The 16,034-nt window shown below is 63.8% G+C and carries 10 protein-coding genes; 8 read left to right on the top strand and 2 right to left on the bottom strand.

All coding sequences use genetic code 11. The features are described from left to right. The first annotated feature begins 2 nt into the window (after window positions 1–2). The 8 genes from ccmE (at window position 3) to NKJ17_RS22715 (ending at window position 10,768) form a co-directional block, all read left to right on the top strand. Complete coding sequence (ccmE, locus tag NKJ17_RS22750) at window positions 3–446, top strand: cytochrome c maturation protein CcmE (protein WP_023677821.1); 444 nt, start codon at window positions 3–5, stop codon at window positions 444–446. 71 nt (window positions 447–517) lie between these two features. Further along, a complete protein-coding gene (locus tag NKJ17_RS22745; protein WP_352690016.1) occupies window positions 518–2,506 on the top strand; it encodes a heme lyase CcmF/NrfE family subunit in 1,989 nt (662 codons plus the stop codon). Further along, a complete protein-coding gene (locus tag NKJ17_RS22740) occupies window positions 2,503–2,967 on the top strand; it encodes a cytochrome c-type biogenesis protein (protein WP_254819960.1) in 465 nt (154 codons plus the stop codon). The genes NKJ17_RS22745 and NKJ17_RS22740 overlap by 4 nt, the downstream gene beginning before the upstream one ends. Window positions 2,968–3,083: 116 nt before the next feature. Beyond that, complete coding sequence (locus NKJ17_RS22735; protein WP_352690015.1) at window positions 3,084–4,628, top strand: Do family serine endopeptidase; 1,545 nt, start codon at window positions 3,084–3,086, stop codon at window positions 4,626–4,628. A gap of 399 nt (window positions 4,629–5,027) precedes the next feature. After that, window positions 5,028–5,702, top strand: coding sequence for a response regulator transcription factor (locus NKJ17_RS22730; protein WP_254819962.1), 675 nt, complete (start codon window positions 5,028–5,030; stop codon window positions 5,700–5,702). A gap of 6 nt (window positions 5,703–5,708) precedes the next feature. Next, window positions 5,709–7,178, top strand: coding sequence for a sensor histidine kinase (locus tag NKJ17_RS22725; RefSeq protein WP_352690014.1), 1,470 nt, complete (start codon window positions 5,709–5,711; stop codon window positions 7,176–7,178). Then, window positions 7,178–10,144: a bifunctional [glutamine synthetase] adenylyltransferase/[glutamine synthetase]-adenylyl-L-tyrosine phosphorylase gene (locus NKJ17_RS22720; protein WP_352690013.1), complete on the top strand. Its 2,967-nt coding sequence runs from the start codon at window positions 7,178–7,180 to the stop codon at window positions 10,142–10,144. Before NKJ17_RS22725 ends, NKJ17_RS22720 begins: the two co-directional genes overlap by 1 nt. Window positions 10,145–10,288: 144 nt before the next feature. Continuing rightward, entirely contained in the window at window positions 10,289–10,768 is a 480-nt protein-coding gene (locus tag NKJ17_RS22715) for an EF-hand domain-containing protein (RefSeq protein WP_352507496.1), read from the top strand. 51 nt (window positions 10,769–10,819) lie between these two features. Here NKJ17_RS22715 and NKJ17_RS22710 read toward each other — a convergent pair whose 3' ends face one another. Both NKJ17_RS22710 and pepN read right to left on the bottom strand, forming a co-directional pair. Next, entirely contained in the window at window positions 10,820–13,144 is a 2,325-nt protein-coding gene (locus NKJ17_RS22710) for a PAS domain-containing sensor histidine kinase (RefSeq protein ID WP_352507497.1), read from the bottom strand. Between the two features lie 190 nt (window positions 13,145–13,334). Continuing rightward, complete coding sequence (gene pepN, locus NKJ17_RS22705) at window positions 13,335–15,980, bottom strand: aminopeptidase N (RefSeq protein ID WP_352690012.1); 2,646 nt, start codon at window positions 15,978–15,980, stop codon at window positions 13,335–13,337. Window positions 15,981–16,034: the final 54 nt, after the last annotated feature.

Below are 16,034 nucleotides of genomic sequence, written 5' to 3'. Positions count from 1 at the left end.
CGATGACGCGCAAGCAGAAACGACTGTCGGTGATCGCAGCAGGGCTGGGGTTTCTCGGTGTTGCCACCGGGCTGACCTTCTATGCGCTTGGCCAGAAGGCCTCCTATTTCTACATGCCGGCCGATCTGGCCACCGCTAGCCTTCAGCCCGGCCAGCGCATCAGACTCGGCGGCCTCGTCGAAAAAGGCACGGTCGAGCGTAGCCAAGGCGCCACCGTCGCCTTTTCGGTGACCGACAATCAGAAGGACGTCAAGGTTACCTATACCGGCATTCTTCCCGATCTTTTCCGCGAAGGGCAGGGCGTGATCACCGAAGGCTCGTTTGGCCCTGACGGCATTTTTGTCGCCGACAGCGTGCTCGCCAAGCATGACGAGACCTATATGCCCAAGGAAGTGGCCGACGGCCTCAAGGCCAAGGGCGTGTGGCAGGAGAGCAAGAGTGACTGAGCAGGTTCCGCAAAAGTGTTCCACGGTTTTGCGGCAAGAACCTGCGGCAAGATCTAGCGGGTGCGGCGACAATGGTTGAAACCGGACATTTCGCCCTGGTCCTGGCGTTTGCGCTGGCCCTGGTGCAGACGGTGGTGCCGGTGTTCGGCGCGCGCACCGGCAACCACAAGATGATGGCCGTCGGCGCACCCGCCGCGCTGACCGGCTTTGCCTTGACGGCGCTGTCCTTCGTAGCGCTGGCGACCGCCTATGCAGGGTCCGATTTTTCGGTTGAGAGCGTCTGGGAGAACTCGCATTCGCTGCAGCCGCTGATCTACAAGATCACCGGAACCTGGGGCAATCACGAAGGTTCGATGCTGCTCTGGGTGCTGATCCTGACCTTCTTCGGCGCGCTTGTCGCCGTTTTCGGCGGCAATCTTCCGGCGACGCTCCGGGCCAATGTGCTTGCCGTGCAGGGAGCGATCGGCGCCACGTTCTTGCTGTTCATCCTGACGACGTCGAACCCGTTCGTCAGGCTCAATCCGGCGCCTATCGAAGGACGCGATCTCAACCCGATCCTGCAGGATCTCGGCCTCGCCATCCATCCGCCGCTGCTCTATCTCGGCTATGTCGGTTTCTCGATCTGCTTTTCCTTCTCGGTCGCCGCCCTCATCGAGGGCCGCATTGATGCATCCTGGGCGCGCTGGGTGCGGCCATGGACGCTGGTCGCCTGGATGTTCCTCACCGGCGGCATCGCCATGGGCTCCTACTGGGCCTATTACGAGCTCGGCTGGGGCGGCTTCTGGTTCTGGGATCCGGTCGAGAACGCATCCTTCATGCCGTGGCTGGCGGGCACGGCGCTGCTGCATTCGGCGATCGTCATGGAAAAGCGCTCGGCGCTGAAGATCTGGACGCTGCTTCTGGCGATCCTGACCTTCTCACTGTCGCTGCTCGGCACCTTCCTGGTGCGTTCCGGCGTGCTGACCTCGGTGCACGCATTCGCCACCGATCCGACGCGTGGCGTTTTCATCCTCTGCATCCTGACGCTGTTCATCGGCGGCTCGCTGGCGCTGTTTGCCTTGCGCGCCTCCCGGCTGACGGCCGGCGGCCTGTTTCACCCGATCTCGCGCGAAGGCGCGCTGGTCCTCAACAATCTGTTCCTGACCACCGCCACCGCCACCGTGCTGGTCGGCACGCTCTACCCGCTCGCCGTCGAAGCCCTGTCTGCCGACAAGATTTCGGTTGGCGCGCCGTTCTTCAACCTGACATTCGGCCCGCTGATGGTGCCGCTCTTGGTCGTCGTGCCGTTCGGGCCGCTGCTCGCCTGGAAGCGCGGCGACATTTTCGCGGTCGCCCAGCGCCTGATGGCGGCTTTCGCCGCGGCGCTGCTCGCCGTACTGGTGACGGCCTTGTTCATCGATGGCGCATCGGTATTCGCAGCGCTCGGTGTCGGCCTTGCCTTCTGGCTGATCTGCGGCGCGCTCACCGATCTCGCTGTCAAATCCGGCTTCGGCACCGTCGCGCCCGCCACGATGCTCAGGCGTTTCGCCGGCCTGCCGCGCTCGGTCTTCGGCACAGCGCTTGCGCATCTCGGCCTCGGCCTGACGACGCTCGGCATTGTCGGCACGCTTTGCTTCGGCACCGAAAAAATCCTGTCGATGCATGCCGGCGAGACCGTCGAACTGTCCGGCCACAAGCTGCGCTTCGAGGGACTCTACCCGGCCCAGGGGCCTAACTACAGTGAGGATCGCGGCCGCTTCGCCCTGCTTGGCGCCGACGGCAGCGTCGCAGGCGAGATCACCTCGGCCAAGCGCTCATATCCGGTGCGCCAGATGACCACGACCGAATCCGGCATCAGGACGATCGGCTTCAGCCAGCTCTATCTTTCGCTTGGCGACGAGGGCAGCGATGGCTCGGTGGTCGTTCGTCTGTGGTGGAAGCCGCTGGTGACGCTGATCTGGGGCGGCGGATTGGTGATGATGGCGGGCGCGGCGATGTCGCTGCTTGACCGCCGCCTGCGCGTCGGCGCACCGTCGCGCCGCAAGCCTGCAGGCGCCATGCCATCGGCGAGCCCGCAATGAGAAGGAGCACGCTGGCCTCGCTGGTCCTGCTGCTGGCGCTGTTGTTCGCCGGCGCCGCGCAGGCGGTCAAGCCCGACGAGGTGCTCGCCGACCCGGCACTCGAGGCGAGGGCGCGCGCTTTGTCGGAAGGCCTGCGCTGCATGGTCTGCCAGAACCAGTCGATCGACGAGTCCGATGCCGATCTTGCCCGTGACCTGCGCATCCTTGTGCGCCAGCGTCTGGTCGCCGGCGATACCGATCAGCAGGTGATGGACTATGTCGTTTCGCGCTACGGCGAGTTCGTGCTGCTGAAGCCACGCTTCAATCTGCGCAATGTCTTGCTCTGGGGGACGCCAGTTCTTCTGCTGCTCGTTGGCGGGACGTGCATCCTGCTGGCCGCCCGCTCGCGCCGCTCGACGGCGACCAGTGCCCTGACCGCGGACGAGCAGGCGGCGTTGGACGCGATACTTCGCCGCGATTGATCGATACATTACGAAAGTTTCATGTACCGGAAATGGCGCCGTAATGTGCGGCTCTCTATTTCCTTTGTCGAGGATGCCAACCAAGGGGCGTCCCTTGAAAAGAGGATACGAGAACCATGAATGTTGCCCCCAATTCATCTCTTCGCACTCGCAAACGCCTGCTGGCCGCAGCCGCATCCCTGGCCATTGCCGGCGCGATCGGCTTCGGCGCCGTTGCCACCGGGACAGCCCCGGTGCTGGCCGACGCCGTGCGTGTCGAGGCACCGCAGGTCCCAAGCTTCGCCGATGTGGTCGAGCGCGTTTCGCCGGCGGTTGTCAGCGTGCGCGTCAAGGCCAAGATCCAGCCGACGGCCGATGACGGTTCCGACCAGATGGACGACGAGGACGGCTTAGGCAATCTTCCCGATAACCCGCAGCTGCGGCGTTTCTTCCGCGAATTCCGCGGCTTTGGCGACCAAGGCCCGAACGGAATGCGCCGTTTTGGACATCGTGACCGCAACAACGACCAGCCGCGGCCGGTGGCGCAAGGGTCGGGTTTCTTCATCTCCGATGACGGCTATCTCGTCACCAACAACCATGTCGTCGAGGAGGGTACCGCCTTCACCGTGGTGACCAATGACGGCAAGGAACTCGACGCCAAGCTGATCGGCACCGATCCGCGCACCGATCTTGCCGTGCTCAAGGTCGATGACGGTAACAGGTTCACCTATGTCGACTTCGCTGATGATTCCAAGGTTCGCGTCGGCGACTGGGTGGTGGCTGTCGGCAATCCGTTCGGCCTCGGCGGCACGGTTACCGCCGGCATCGTTTCGGCCCGCGGCCGCGATATCGGCGCCGGTCCTTATGACGACTTCATCCAGATCGACGCCTCGGTGAACCGCGGCAATTCGGGCGGCCCGACCTTCAACCTCAACGGCCAGGTTGTCGGCATCAACACCGCGATCTTCTCGCCGTCGGGCGGCAGCGTCGGCATTGCCTTCGACATTCCCGCTTCGACCGCCAAGCAGGTCGTGCAGGACCTGATGAGGAACGGTACCGTCCAGCGCGGCTGGCTCGGCGTCGAAATCCAGCCGGTCACGCCTGAAATCGCCGAGTCGCTTGGCCTTGGGTCCGGCAAGGGCGCGCTCGTTGCCAGCGCGCAGGACAACGGTCCCGGCAAGAAGGCCGGCATCACCGCCGGTGACGTGATCACCCAGGTGGACGGCAAGGACGTTGCTTCGCCGAAGGAACTCGCCCGACTGATTGGCGCTTACCCGCCCGGCAAATCGGTCGACGTCACGGTGTGGCGCAACGGCAAGAGCGAGGCGGTTAAGGTCGACCTTGGCAAGCTGCCGTCGAGCGACAAGCAGGCCTCGGCCGACCAGCAGCCTGCTCCGGCACCGAAGACCGACACGCTCGCCGATCTCGGCCTGACCGTTACCAAGTCCGAAAATGGCAAGGGACTTGTGGTGACCGACGTCGACCCCGACAGCGATGCCGCCGATCGCGGCATCCAGCCCGGCGACGTCATCACCTCCGTCAATTCGACGGAAGTGAGCGGCACCGCCGACGTCGACAAGGCGATGGCCGACGCGGTGAAGTCCGGCCGCAAGGCGGTGTTGATGCAGATCACCCGCGACGACAGCAACCGCTTCGTCGCACTGCCTGTCGCCAAGGGCTGAGCGCATGACCCCGAACACGTATTCCGTTTTCGGAAAGGCTCATGCGCCGATTCAAGGTGCTAGAGCGTCCTTCGCGCGTCCAAGAGGACGCGCGGCGCTCTAGTGGTCGACTTTTCCGGTGCGGCGGTTTTCAACACCCCCGAGCCGCCGCACGGGAAAGCACGGGGCCTGAATACGTTAGTCAGTCATCGTGTTCCGCCCCAGCGGCAGCGGGCTTCCCATCGCCCGCTGCCGCTCGAACATGTCGCTCAAAGCGTGAAGCGGTTTTAGGCTACGACATGCTAAAACAAAGACTTACCGCGTATCCTTGAATCACTTTGTTCGCGATACGCCATGGAGAAGGCCACGATGCGTATGCCGGCCACTCAATCTTCCAGCGAAATCGCGTATAACGGTTCTATGAAGATTCTCGTCATAGAAGACGATCGCGAGGCAGCCGACTACCTGCAGAAGGCGTTCGCCGAGGCCGGCCATACCGCCCATGTCGCCGGCGACGGCGAAACCGGCTTCGCGCTCGCTGATTCCGGCGACTATGACGTCATGGTCGTTGACCGCATGATGCCGCGCCGCGACGGCCTGTCCGTCATTGCCGGGCTCAGGTCCAGAGGCAACACGACGCCCGTGCTCATCCTGTCGGCGCTCGGCGAAGTCGACGACCGGGTCACCGGTCTGCGCGCCGGCGGCGACGACTATCTGACCAAACCCTACGCCTTTTCCGAACTGCTCGCCCGCGTCGAGGTGCTGAACCGCCGCGCCAGCGCCAGGGAAGCCGAAACCGTTTACCGGGTCGGTGATCTCGAACTCGACCGGCTGTCGCACTCGGTGCGCCGCGCCGGGCGCGAGATAACGCTGCAGCCGCGCGAGTTCCGCCTGCTCGAATATCTGATGCGCCATGCCGGCCAGGTGGTGACGCGCACCATGCTGCTCGAGAACGTCTGGGACTACCATTTCGATCCGCAGACCAACGTCATCGACGTTCATATCTCGCGGCTGCGGGGCAAGATCGAGAAGGGCTTCGACAAGCCGATCCTCCACACGGTTCGCGGCGCCGGCTACATGCTGAAAAGCGGCTAGAACCCCATGGCTCTTTCCGTGCCGGCCATCATGAAGACGACGGCAGCGCGGCTTTCAGCGCTTTATCTTCTGCTTTTTGCGCTGTGTGCGGTGTTGCTGGTCTTGTACATGACCTCGCTCTCGGTGCGCATGCTGACCGCCCAGACGCAGGAGACGATCAACGACGAGGTGCTCGGCCTTGCCCGCGCCTATCAGCGCGGCGGCCTTCCGCTGCTGGTCCGCGTCGTCGAGCAGCGCTCCCGCCAGCCCGGCGCCAATCTCTATCTGATCGCCGATGCCAACGGCCAGATCCTGACCGGCAACGTGCAGAGCCTGGAGCCGGGCGTGATCGAGGCCGAGGGCTGGACCACCGAACCGTTCTCCTACCGCCGCTTCGGTGAGGGCGAACTCGAGCGGCAGCGCAACCCGGTCTCCGACCCGAACGAGCCCGCCCAGAGCGAAGTCCAGGCCGAAGGCGAGAAAGGCCACAACGCCGTTGCTCTGGTGCTGCGCCTGCCCAACCAGATGATCATGCTGGTCGGCCGCGACCTCGGCGAGCCGGAGCGCTTCCGCGCCGTCATTCGCCGCGCCTTGATGCTGGCGCTCGGCATGATGGGTGTCGGCGGGCTGCTGATCTGGTTTTTCGTCGGGCGCGCGGCGCTGAAACGCATCGACAGCGTGTCGGAGGCGAGCCGCCGCATCATGGGCGGCGATCTTTCCGGCCGGCTGCCGGTCACCGGCGCCGGTGACGAGTTCGACCGGCTGTCGGAAAACCTCAATTCCATGCTGGCCCGGATCGCCACGCTGAACGAGGGCCTGAAGCAGGTCTCCGACAACATCGCCCACGACCTGAAGACGCCGCTGACCAGGCTGCGCAATCGTGCCGAGGCGACGCTTTCCGGCAAGCACAACACCAGCGACTACCGGCAGGCGCTGGAAGGAACGATCGCCGAATCCGATCAGCTGATAAAGACCTTCAACGCTATCCTGATGATTTCGCGGCTGGAGGCCGGCTATTCCTCGGAAAGCACCACCAGGGTCAATCTGGCCGCTGCCGTGCACGACGTCGTCGAACTCTACGAGCCGGTAGCGGAGGAGGCGGGCGTGACGCTCGAAACTTCGGTGCAAGGTTCTTTCGTCGTCGACGGCAATCGCGAGCTGATCGGCCAAGCGCTGTCCAACATCGTCGACAATGCGATCAAATATTCGACCGACTCGACCTCCAGGCCTACGGTTCGCGTGACGCTGGAGCGTGTCGGTAGCGAGATCAGACTCGCCGTCTCCGACAACGGCCAGGGCATTCCCGACGATGTCGACCGCGCCAGGGTGACCGAGCGTTTCGTGCGGCTGGAAAAGAGCCGCTCGCAGCCGGGTTCCGGCCTTGGCTTGAGTCTCGCCAAGGCGATCATGACATTCCACAATGGACGGCTTGAGCTGCTGCCCGGCAATCCCGGATTGTCGGTCGTCATGAGTTTTCCCGGGCGGGAGGATCGCTGATGGTTGCGAGGATGGCAGTGCGACGCCTGGAAACGGACTGGCTGTTGAAGCCGGCGGTAGAGCTCGTTCCGCTGGATGCAAGCCGCGCCAGGCAGGAACTGTCGGAGATCGCCGACGCCGCGCGGCAAAAGGAACTGCCGCGACTGGCGAAATTTCTCGCCGGCAAGGGGGTCGTCCAGGATTTCCTCGCCGCTGTGTTCGACCTGTCGCCGTTCCTGCGCGATACCGCGCGCCGCCGGCCGCGGATACTCGATGCGCTTTTCGACGGGAGGGTCGAGGCGCGGCTGTCATCGATCGGCGCCGCGATCGACAAGGCAGCACGCGCAGAGGCCGTCTCCGAAACCAGCCTGATGATGGAGCTGCGCCAATGCAAGGCGGAGGCACATTTCCTGATCGCCTTGGCCGATCTGGCCGGCGAGGCCGAGACCTCGTTGACAGTGCGGCGACTGAGCGACCTTGCCGACGCCTGCACGCGTGCGGCCGTCGATTTCCTGCTCCGCGACGCGCATGAGCAGGGCAAGCTCCGATTGCCGGATCCCAAAAATCCGGCACGACGCTCGGGCTGGATTCTGCTCGGCATGGGCAAGCTCGGCGCGCATGAGCTGAACTTCTCCTCCGACATCGACCTCGTCGTCTTCTTCGACCCCGATGCGCCTGCCGTCGTCGATCCGCTCGATGCCACAGAGCTGTTTTCGCGCCTGACCCGCCGGCTGGTCCGTATCCTCCAGGACCGCACCGAGCACGGTTACGTCTTCCGCACCGATCTCAGGCTTCGTCCCGACCCCGGCTCGACGCCGCTGGCGATCCCGGTCGAGGCAGCGCTGCGCTACTATGAGGCGCGCGGCCAGAACTGGGAGCGCGCCGCCATGATCAAGGCTCGCCCGGTGGCCGGCGATGTTGCCGCCGGCGCCGCGTTCCTGAAGGAACTGCAGCCCTATATCTGGCGCAAATACATGGACTATGCGGCGATTGCCGACGTCCATTCGATCAAGCGCCAGATCCACGCCCACAAGGGCCATGGCGAGGTCGCGGTCAAGGGCCACAACGTCAAGCTCGGCCGCGGCGGCATCCGCGAGATCGAGTTCTTCGTCCAGACCCAGCAGCTTATCGCCGGCGGCCGCTTTCCCGAACTGCGCGGCCGCGAGACCGTGCCGATGCTCGGCGAACTCGCCGCACGCGGCTGGATCACCGCCGACGCGCGCGATGCACTCACCAGGCAATACTGGTTCCTGCGCCGCGTCGAACATGCCATCCAGATGGTTGCCGACCAGCAGACGCATATTCTGCCGGAGGACGAAGAGGGGCTGGAACGCGTCGCCCGCATGCTGGGCTTTGCCGATGCGGCAGGCTTTGCCGAAACGTTCCGCGCGGCGCTGCATCAGGTCGAGCGCCACTATGCAGCGCTGTTCGAGACCGCGCCGGAGCTTTCGGCCGGCATCGGCAATCTGGTCTTTACCGGCGACGTCGACGATCCCGATACCTTGCAGACCCTGCGGCGGCTCGGCTTCCAGCGGCCGAGCGACATCTGCCGGGTTATCCGCGGCTGGCACTTCGGCCGCTACCGCGTCACCCGGTCGGCGGAGGCGCGCGAGCGGCTGACCGAACTGACGCCGGCGCTGCTGCAAGCCTTCGGCCAGACGCGGCGAGCGGACGAGGCGGTGATCCGCTTCGACGAATTCCTTGCCGGCCTGCCTGCCGGCATCCAGCTGTTTTCGCTGCTGCAGTCGAATCCGGCGTTGCTGAAGCTGATGGCGACGATCATGGGCGCAGCACCGCGGCTAGCCGCCATCATCACGCGCCGGCCGCATGTCTTCGATGGCCTGCTCGATCCGGCGCTGCTGAGCGAACTGCCCAACCGCGCCTATCTGTCGGCGCGCCTCGCTGCCTTCCTCGAAGGCGACAGGGCTTACGAGGACGTGCTCGACCGGCTGCGCATCTTTGCTTCGGAGCAAAAATTCCTGATCGGCGTCAGGCTGCTTGCCGGGTCGATCGATCCGCCGCGCGCCGGCCGCGCTTTTTCCGATCTCGCCGACCTGACCATCGAGGCGGCGTTGCAGGCGGTGACAGCGGAATTCGCGTTGCGTCATGGCTATATTGCCGGCGGCAGGGTCGCACTGCTCGGCATGGGTAAGCTCGGCAGCCGCGAACTGACGGCGGGTTCCGACGTCGACCTCATCCTGCTCTACGATCACGACGCCGATGCCGAGGAGTCCGACGGCCACAAGCCGCTTGCCCCGTCGCATTACTACAGCCGGCTGACGCAGCGGCTGATCGCCGCCGTTTCCGCGCCGACCGCCGAGGGCGTGCTCTACGAGCTCGACCTTCGCCTGCGACCGTCCGGCAACAAGGGGCCGGTGGCCACGCACGTCGATGCCTTCAAGAAGTACCAGCGCCACGACGCCTGGACATGGGAGCATATGGCGCTGGCGCGGGCCCGCACGATCGGTGGCGATGCCGAGCTCTGCCGCGAGGTTGAGGAGGAAGTTGCCACAGTGCTCGCTCTGCCGCGCGATCCAGCCAAGGTGATGGCCGAGGCATCCGAGATGCGCGCCATGGTCGACAAGGAGAAGCCGCCGCGCGATCCCTGGGACATCAAGCTGATCCCGGGCGGCCTCATAGATCTCGAATTCATTGCCCAGGTTGCGCTGATCACGGGAAAGATCGAAGCCGGCCGCAGGGCCACCGGCACGGCTGAGGTCCTGTCGCGCCTGGCGCCGGATTTCGCCGACGCCCCGGTCAGGCAGGAACTGGTGGATGCCTATTCGCTCTATCTGGCGCTGACTCAGATGATACGGCTTTGCCTCACCGGCGCGTTCGAACGCGACGACGTTCCGCCAGGGCTTTCCGATCTGCTTCTTGCGGTCACCGACCTGCCTGATTTCGGTGTGCTTGAAGCGCATCTCAAGGAGACGTCGCAGAAGGTCAGAAAGGATTTCGACCTTCTGCTTCGTGCGAAACAATCGTGACGGCAACCAGCCGTACGGGCGAGAGCATCGGACCCAAAACTGTGACCTTTTTTGGGAGGTTCCGAGGTTCAATCAAAGAGATAGAGCGGGGGATGAAGGTCCGCCGCTCTAGCATCGGGGGTGACGATGCAACAGGAGAAGACTATGAGAAAGACAACCAGACTTGCACTCGTTTTCGCAGCCCTGGCCGGCGCCGTCGGCACCGCAGCCTATGCAGACGAGCACTCCGGCGCCGGGCCGCGCGGCGGCATGATGATGCGCCTGGGCAAAGTCATGAAGGACAATGACGGCACCATCACCTTCGACCAGTTCTCCGACGCCATGAACGCTCGACTGAAGAAGATGGTCGCTGACAATGGCGGCAAGCTGACCGTGGCACAGCTCGCCGACGCGCTGGAGAAGGCACGCTTCGAGCAGATGGCCAGGCGCATCATCGCCCGCTACGACACCAAGGGCGACGGCACGCTGACCGCCGACGATATCACCAGCCGCCAGAAGAAGGTGTTCGCCATGCTCGACCGTGACAATGACGGCAAGATCGAGAAGAACGAACTGCCGAAGGGTCCCGGCCGTCACCGCCAATGGGACGGCGAGGGCAATGATGGCGCTGACGGCATGCAGTGAGAATTGACAACCGCTCCGGCGGCGCGAGCCGCCGGAGACTTATCTGGTCATTCACGCAGCCGCCCTGATCGCCTGCGCGACTTTCTTCATCGGGATGCGTACCGAGACGATCGTGCCGATGCTTTCGGTCGAACGGATCTTCAAGGCGCCACCCTGAAGCTCGGCCAGCGAGCGCGAGATGGCGAGGCCGAGGCCGGAGCCGGTATGGCTCTTGGAGAACTGGTTTTGCACCTGTTCGAATGGCCGTCCGAGCTTGCTCAGCGCCGCTTTCGGGATGCCACAGCCATTGTCCTCGATCGTCAGGATCAGCGCGCTGGAAATGCTGCGGGCTCTGACCGAAATGTGGCCGCCTTGCCCGGTGAACTTCACCGCATTGGACAGAAGGTTGATGAGGATCTGCTTGATCGCCCTGCGGTCGGCGAACAGCGTCAGCGAATCGGCGATGCGGGTTTCGACGGTGATCGACTTTTCCGCCGCCTGCAGCGAGACGACGCGAACTGTCTCCCTGATGAGCGGGCAGAGATCGATTTCTTCCTGATCCAGGGCGAACTGGCCGGCCTCGATCTTCGACATGTCGAGGATGTCGTTGATCACGCCGAGAAGATATTTGCCGCTGCCATTGATGTCGGTGGCATACTCTTCGTAGCGCGACGACCCCAGCGGCCCGAACAGCCGCCGTTCCATCAGTTCCGAGAAGCCGATGATCGCGTTGAGCGGCGTCCGCAACTCGTGCGACATGTTGGCCAGGAATTCGGATTTGGCCCGGTTTGCCGCTTCAGCCCGCTCGGTTTCCTTCATGTATTTGCGATTGAGCTCGACGAGCTCACGAGCCCGTTCTTCTTCCGCGCGGCGGGCAAGGCTGAGGTCGTGGATTGTCGCCATCAGCCGGCGCTCGCTGTCGACCAGCTTCTCCTGGTGCAGCTTGATCTGGGTGATGTCGGAGCCGACGGAGACGGTGCCGCCGTCCCTTGTCCGCAACTCGTTCACTTGCAGCCAGCGGCCGTCGGCAAGCTGGCGCTCGAAGGTCACGCCCCCCTGCGGTCCATTGGTATTGGCAAGCCGCCGCTCCGAGGCAAAGGCCAGCATGCGTTCCTCCAGAACGGCGCGCGGAGCGCCCGGCATCACGTCGCGATCCGACAGGCCGTTGTCCTGCTGGTATTTGGAATTGCACATGATCAGGCGCTCGGACGAATCCCACAGCACGAAGGATTCGTTGATGTTTTCGATGGCCGTCCTCAGGCGCAGGTCCGCCGCTTCGGAGCGCAGCGCCAGGTGCCGCTGCTCGGTGACGTCGACGGCGATGCCGATCAGCTGGATCTCCGGCGCTTCCGGGTCGATAACCTGCGCTCTTGCGCGCATCCAAACCCATTGCCCGTCGGCATGGCGCATCCGGAACACCTGGTCGATATAGTCGATCTCGCGTGCGACGATCCTGTTGGCGAGTTCGAACAAATCGCCGTCCTCGGGATGAATGATTTCGTCGACTTCGCCGAACGACAGCATCGTGTCGCAAGGCTCGTAGCCCAGCATGTCGTACATCGAGCGCGACCAGTACATCTTGCCGCGCACCATGTCCCAATCCCACAGGCCGCAGCGGCCGCGTACCAACGCCATGTCGATGCGTTGGTGGGCTTCGAGATAGATGCGGTCGGCGGCCTGGGCACGCGCCGCCTGGCCGAAATAGGCATAAAGGATGACGATCAGCACGCCGGCCGTCAGCACGAACAGCGTGACATTGAGTGAGACCGTCTTGCGCCAGGCGTCAAAAACTGCCTCCTGCGGCACGAACGCTGCCGCGGCACCCTTTCGGCCATTCGCCAGGCTCACTGCTGCGTACCAGTCCTGTCCGCCGATGCTGACCTCCATCACTCCGGCGCGATCGCCGAACATGAACAGCGGCTGCCCGCCCTGCACGACGCCATCGAGCGATCGGCCCTCCCAGTGCATCGACTGCGGCGATACGGCAATGATCTTGAAGGCGCTGTCGGTGATCGCCAGTACGTGGCTTCGGCCCATCGCGCCCTGACGACCGGTGCTCTCCAGCAGGTCCTGGATCGCACCTGGCGTGGAAACCATGGTCGCGTCGGCGATCGAACTGGCCAGTTGGCCGGCGGCCAGCGCAAGGATCGCCTTGGCGCCGCGCTCGATCTCGTCGCGCTCGTTCATCAGTGACAGAAAGCGCAGTACTGCGATGATCAACAGAAACATGATAATGAGGGCCGGTATCGATCGCCGCAACAGCGGTTCGGCTGCCAGCAGCCGTCGGTAGGCAGGTTCGGCGATGAGCCGCGTATTGCCCGCGAGACCGTCGTTTCGCGCCTCGCGACGCTCAAACGCCGTCCCACCGGGCGCGCCCCACGCGTCCGCCTTCGCCATAAATGGCACTCCCCGATCTTCTGTCCCGCTTGACGATCCGGCAACGCCGCACTTCCGAATCGTCACTAAAGAATCAAAGGGGATTCGCCTTGTCCAGAGGTGCGGCGAAAAAAGATTAAAAATCGACTAAAATAATGGGTTTTCGGATGGTCTTCCCTTCTCCCACGACAAGGGGAGAAGGGGAGGTCGCTTACGCCAGGGTGCGCTCGACGATGTCTCGCAAATCGGCCGACAGCTTCTCGGTATTGGCGATTGAAAGCAACGCCTCCCTTGCCTTGGCCTGCCGCACGGGTTCGAGCGAGCGCCACGATCTGAGCGCCGTCGCCAGCCTGGCGGCCACCTGCGGGTTGCGTTTTTCGACCTGCAGCACCGTTTCGACGAAAAGCCGGTAGCCCTCGCCGTCGGCGCGATGAAAGCCGGTCTGGTTGGCGCTGGAAAACGTACCGATGAGCGAGCGTACCCGGTTCGGGTTGACCATCGAGAACGCTGGGTGGCTGGTCAAGGCGCGCACCGCGTCGACGGTTTGCGGACCGGGCACGCTGGCCTGGATCTGGAACCATTTGTCCATGACCAGCGGATCGGTTGCATATTTCGCCTCGAAATCGGCCAGTGCCTTGGTTGCCTCAGGTGAGCCGTGGTGACGGTGCGCAAGCACGGTCAACGCCGCGGCACGATCCGTCATGTTGGTCGCCGATTGGAAGTGCCGGGCAGCGAGTTCCGCACCTGCCGGCAGCAAGGAGAGATAGTCCAGCAGGACATTGCGCAGCGCCCGCCGCCCGGCACTGGCCGCGTCCGGGCTGAACGGACCATTGTCGGCGAGCCGATCATAGAAGTTGGGGAATATCTCGCGGTTGGCCTCGGCGATCGCAACTGCCAGCGCCCCGCGCGCCGCGAAAATGGCATCGGGGTCGATGTTCTTGCCGATGTCGCGGGCGATATCGGCCTCGCCGGGCAGCGCCAGCGTCAGTGCCCGATAGGCGGGTTCGAGCGCGTCGTCGCCGGCTATTTTGCCGGCAAGCCCGGTCAGCCGGGAGCTGAACTCGGGTTGCCTGTGGTCCAGGATCTGGCGGAAAGCTGCAATCAGCGCATCGGTCAAAAGCGTGTTGAATGCCTGCCAGCGCGAGAAGGCGTCGCTGTCGTGGCCAGCCAGAAAAAACTGGTCGTCGGGCCGCTGCTCGACCGAAAGCGTCACTGGCGCCGAAAAGCCGCGGTTGAGCGACATGGCCGGCCGCTCGGCAATCCCGGAAAACCTGACGACATGGCGGCGTTTGCGGATATGGATGACGCCGTCCTCGACATTCGCCCCCTCCACGCCGCTATAGGCTGTCGCCTCTCCGGCGGCGCCGACCAGGCCGAAGGCAAGCGGAATGTGCATCAGCCGTTTGCGGCTTTCCGACGGCGTTGGCGGCACCGACTGCTCGATTTCGAGCGTGAATTCCTGCGCCGCAGGATTATACGCTGAACTGACGGTCAGGTTCGGCGTACCGGCCTGATGATACCAGAGCGAAAACTGCGACAGGTCGCGACCGGAAACGTCTTCGAACACCTTGATGAAGTCTTCGATCGTCGCCGCCTGGCCGTCGTGACGTTCGAAGTAGAGGTCCATGCCGGCGCGGAACGTCTCTGCGCCGAGGATAGTGTGGATCATGCGCACGACTTCCGAGCCCTTTTCATAGACCGTCGCCGTATAGAAATTGTTGATCTCGCGATAGCGGCGCGGCCGCACCGGATGCGCCAGCGGCCCCTGGTCCTCGGGAAACTGATGGGCGCGCAGTGTACGCACCTCGGCGATGCGCTTGACGGCGCGCGAGCGCTGATCTGCCGAGAATTCGTGGTCGCGGAAAACGGTCAGGCCTTCCTTCAGGCAAAGCTGGAACCAGTCACGGCAAGTGATTCTGTTACCTGTCCAATTGTGGAAATACTCATGCGCAATGATGGCTTCGATATTGGCGAAATCGGCGTCGGTCGCGGTTTCCTGGTCGGCCAGCACATATTTGTCGTTGAAGATGTTGAGGCCCTTGTTCTCCATCGCGCCCATATTGAAGTCGGACACGGCGACGATGTTGAAGACATCGAGGTCGTATTCGCGGCCGAATGCCTCCTCGTCCCATTTCATCGACCGTTTCAAAGCGTCCATGGCGTAGCCGGCGAGCCTCTCTTTACCCGGTTCGACATAGATTCCGAGCTCGACCTTGCGGCCAGACAGGGTGACGAAACTGTCCGAGATCTTGCCGAGGTCGCCGGCCACCAGCGCAAACAAATAGGACGGCTTGGGGAAGGGGTCGTGCCAGACCGCATAGTGCCAGCCGCCGGCAAGCTCGCCGCTGCCGGCCGGGTTGCCGTTGGACAAAAGCAGCGGCGCCTCCTTGCGCTCAGCTTCGATACGCACCGTATAGACCGACAGGATGTCGGGACGGTCGAGGAAATAAGTGATGCGGCGAAAGCCTTCGGCCTCGCATTGCGTGCAATAGACGTCGCTGGAGCGATAGAGGCCCATCAGCGCTTCGTTCTGCGCCGGCGCCAACACGGTTTCAATTCTCAGCTGGAAGCGCCTTGTGGCAGGGGGGCTGATGATTGTCAGTTGATCGGGCGTGACGAGAAAATCCGCAGGCCTCGGTTCCTGGCCGTCGATGGCGATACTGCGGAGCGTCAGCCCGTCGCCATCCAGCACCAGTGGCACCGACACGGCAATCTCGTCGCGACGTTCGACCGTCAGCACGGCGGTGACATGCGTTGCTTCAGGCGAAAGGCGGAAAGTCAGGCTGGTTTCCGGAATCAGATAATCACTAGGGCGATAGTCTTCGAGTTTGAAGACCTGGCCGGTATCCGTGCGCATTCCTTGATTTTTCCTGTCGATCCGGGAGCGGCGGGCGGGTCCGCTGGTCCAAAT

The organism is Mesorhizobium sp. M0208 (assembly GCF_040322015.1).
Taxonomy (GTDB): Bacteria; Pseudomonadota; Alphaproteobacteria; order Rhizobiales; family Rhizobiaceae; genus Mesorhizobium.
Note: the sequence above shows the minus strand (reverse complement) of the source record. Positions and strands in the feature narration are given on the sequence as shown.

What these genes read in the sequence shown, in the direction of transcription:
- NKJ17_RS22740 (WP_254819960.1), top strand. Translation starts at nt 2,503, where the DNA reads ATGAGAAGGAGCACGCTGGCCTCGCTGGTCCTGCTGCTGGCGCTGTTG.
- ccmE (WP_023677821.1), top strand. Translation starts at nt 3, where the DNA reads ATGACGCGCAAGCAGAAACGACTGTCGGTGATCGCAGCAGGGCTGGGG.
- NKJ17_RS22710 (WP_352507497.1), bottom strand. Translation starts at nt 13,144, where the DNA reads ATGGCGAAGGCGGACGCGTGGGGCGCGCCCGGTGGGACGGCGTTTGAG.
- NKJ17_RS22735 (WP_352690015.1), top strand. Translation starts at nt 3,084, where the DNA reads ATGAATGTTGCCCCCAATTCATCTCTTCGCACTCGCAAACGCCTGCTG.
- NKJ17_RS22745 (WP_352690016.1), top strand. Translation starts at nt 518, where the DNA reads ATGGTTGAAACCGGACATTTCGCCCTGGTCCTGGCGTTTGCGCTGGCC.
- NKJ17_RS22725 (WP_352690014.1), top strand. Translation starts at nt 5,709, where the DNA reads ATGGCTCTTTCCGTGCCGGCCATCATGAAGACGACGGCAGCGCGGCTT.
- NKJ17_RS22730 (WP_254819962.1), top strand. Translation starts at nt 5,028, where the DNA reads ATGAAGATTCTCGTCATAGAAGACGATCGCGAGGCAGCCGACTACCTG.
- NKJ17_RS22720 (WP_352690013.1), top strand. Translation starts at nt 7,178, where the DNA reads ATGGTTGCGAGGATGGCAGTGCGACGCCTGGAAACGGACTGGCTGTTG.
- NKJ17_RS22715 (WP_352507496.1), top strand. Translation starts at nt 10,289, where the DNA reads ATGAGAAAGACAACCAGACTTGCACTCGTTTTCGCAGCCCTGGCCGGC.
- pepN (WP_352690012.1), bottom strand. Translation starts at nt 15,980, where the DNA reads ATGCGCACGGATACCGGCCAGGTCTTCAAACTCGAAGACTATCGCCCT.